Origin of the sequence: Persicitalea sp. (assembly GCF_041751555.1) — a bacterium.
In the GTDB taxonomy this organism is placed as follows: domain Bacteria; phylum Bacteroidota; class Bacteroidia; order Cytophagales; family Spirosomataceae; genus Persicitalea.
This window is the reverse complement of sequence record NZ_JBGSXF010000468.1, coordinates 1-2,405: the sequence shown is the minus strand read 5'-3', so window position 1 is coordinate 2,405 and position 2,405 is coordinate 1. Positions and strand designations below refer to the sequence as shown.

Sequence of the window (2,405 nt, the reverse complement as noted above, 5' to 3'; positions counted from 1 at the left end):
CCCGCCTTTTTGGTGGCGGCATTGTTCTAACGAAAAAAAAATCTTTAAATTTCACGCCATTTTTTTGACAAAAACGGGTCGCTTTTCCTACTCAATTACGCAAAATCTGGCTTAATTGTTGAAATAAGAATTAAAATCGCTTACTTCACTGACTTTTGGATGAATGACCGTGGCAGACGATATACTATGATGAAGAAATTACTCTTGTTGTCCTTCTTGACCCTGACCAGCCTGCAAGCTTGGTGCCAGGATCCACAGTTTTCGCAGTTCTACGCCAATCCGCTCTACCTCAACCCTGCCCTGGCGGGCGGGGCGCTGGCTCCGCGCCTGACGGTCAACTACCGCAACCAATGGCCCGCGCTGTCAGCCAATTTCGTCACGAGTTCGTTTGGTATCGACAACTACTTCTCACGCTTCAATAGCGGCGTGGGCCTGTACGTGCTGATGGACAGTCAGGGATTAGGTAACCTGAAATCCACTGAGGTCGGGGCGCAGTACTCCTACCAACTCCAACTTAACGACGTCACTTCCCTGCGCTTCGGCTTGCAGGGCGCGTACGCCACCCGTACGCTCGACTACTTTGGCCTGACCTTCGGCGATCAGTACGACAACACGGGCTTCAACGGCAACCCCACGCAGGAGCCGTTGGTGCAAAACGGCATTCCGCAAGTGTCTTACGCCGATTTCTCGACGGGTACCATGCTCTATTCAGACTGGTACTGGGCGGGCATCTCCGTGCATCACCTCAACCGCCCCAACCAGGCATTCGGAGGCTTGGGAACCGCTCCTTTGCCGATGAAAATCAGCTTCCAGGGGGGCTTGCGGATTCCGTTTGCGGGCTACACATTTCTGGGCAACGAGATTGACCGCGAGAAAACCATTTCTCCCGCTATCCTGTACAAAAAACAAGGAAAATTTGACCAGTTGGACGCGGGCGTGTACGTGACTTATTCACCGCTGGTACTCGGTGCCTGGTACCGGGGCATTCCCATCAAAAAATACGCCGAGAACATCAACAACCACGAGTCGCTGATCTTTTTGGCGGGCTATCGGCAGGACAAGTTCTCAATCGGTTACAGCTACGACGCCACCATCTCTACGCTCGGCCTCGGCAGCGGCGGGGCGCACGAAATCTCGCTTTCGTATATCTTTGAACCGCTCGAAAGCAAGAAGCGCACCAAGCGCCGCAGCAAAGAGTTGTCTTGTCCGAAGTTCTAGGAAAGTCTAAAGTTCAGAAGTCTACAAGTTTTTAATTTAAGCTATTTTTAAAATGAGTGTAAAATACTACCGCACCAGTTTCCTGTTATTGTTCCTTTCTTCCCTCCTTCTTTTCAGTGCGACTCCCTGGTCCTTTTCTCCTCCAAGGAAAGAATATTACGAACTGAAAATATACCACGTGCGAGGGCCGCAGATGGCTCTGATGGACAACTACTTGCAGAATGCTTATCTGCCCGCCGCGCACCGGGCTGGAATCAAGAATGTCGGGGTGTTCAAAGCAATGGACAACGATTCGCTGCTGTACGTGCTGACACCCTTTCAATCGCTGGATCAGTTGACTGGGCTTTCGCAAAAACTGGATAAGGACAAAGCCTACCAGACGGCGGGCAAAGAATACATCGACTCACCTTTGAAGGAGCCTGCCTACCAGCGCTACGAAACGGTGATTATGGAAGCGTTCGAAACAATGCCTGTTCACGCCAAATCTGGTCTGACCGTGCCGATGAGCGAGCGGGTCTACGAACTGCGCGATTACGAAAGTTCTTCCGAGAAGCGCTATCTGAATAAGGTGAAGATGTTCGACGACGGCGGCGAGGTAGAAATATTCAAGAAGCTAGGATTCAATCCCGTGTTCTTTGCCAAGGTTATTGCGGGGAGCCACATGCCCAACCTCATGTACCTGATCACCTTCTCCGACAAAGCCTCCCGCGATGCGCATTGGAGAGCTTTCGGAGGTGATGCCGATTGGAGCAAACTCAAATCAATGCCCGAGTATCAGCAGAACACCTCGAAGACAGGAGGAAAGTTCGTGCGCCCGACGGAGTACTCCGATCTCTAACATTTGCATTGGCTTTTTTGTCTTTCGGATGTTAGCGCCCCATCCGCAGACGCGTCTGCGCTGAACCTGCTTTCCCATCCAGCAACTGCACCCGCACCGCCGGTTCCTTGAAAAGCTTCCGGTCGATGGAAAGCGTGATAGTGTGAACGCCCTTGGGTAGTTCGGCAACCAGACCTTCGTCGTAGGTTTGAATCGGCTTTTGATCCACCCAGGCACTGACGCCAGCATCGGCGTTCAGGCCCAGACTAACCCGGCCGGGTGTGAGTACTTCCACTTCAAACCGCGCCACACTATATTGCTTTGAACTCGCCGCAATAATCGGCAGGTCAGCCAGCGGCAAGTCGCCGGA

The 2,405-nt window shown here is 52.3% G+C and carries 3 protein-coding genes; 2 read left to right on the top strand and 1 reads right to left on the bottom strand.

The genetic code is table 11. The annotated features are described in order from the left end of the window. Positions 1–186 precede the first annotated feature (186 nt). The gene (locus tag ACEW8P_RS16490; RefSeq protein ID WP_373514173.1) at positions 187–1,218 is read left to right on the top strand and encodes a type IX secretion system membrane protein PorP/SprF; all 1,032 of its coding nucleotides are present in this window, start codon (positions 187–189) and stop codon (positions 1,216–1,218) included. Positions 1,219–1,270: 52 nt separating this feature from the next. Then, positions 1,271–2,056, top strand: coding sequence for an NIPSNAP family protein (locus ACEW8P_RS16485; RefSeq protein ID WP_373514172.1), 786 nt, complete (start codon positions 1,271–1,273; stop codon positions 2,054–2,056). Between the two features lie 31 nt (positions 2,057–2,087). Here the strand turns inward: ACEW8P_RS16485 and ACEW8P_RS16480 are convergent. Continuing rightward, positions 2,088–2,405, bottom strand: a 318-nt coding sequence (locus tag ACEW8P_RS16480) for a hypothetical protein (RefSeq protein ID WP_373514171.1), incomplete at its 5' end; no start/stop codon positions are given.

Coding starts and splice junctions, on each gene's coding strand:
- ACEW8P_RS16490 (WP_373514173.1), top strand. CDS start 187: ATGATGAAGAAATTACTCTTGTTGTCCTTCTTGACCCTGACCAGCCTG.
- ACEW8P_RS16485 (WP_373514172.1), top strand. CDS start 1,271: ATGAGTGTAAAATACTACCGCACCAGTTTCCTGTTATTGTTCCTTTCT.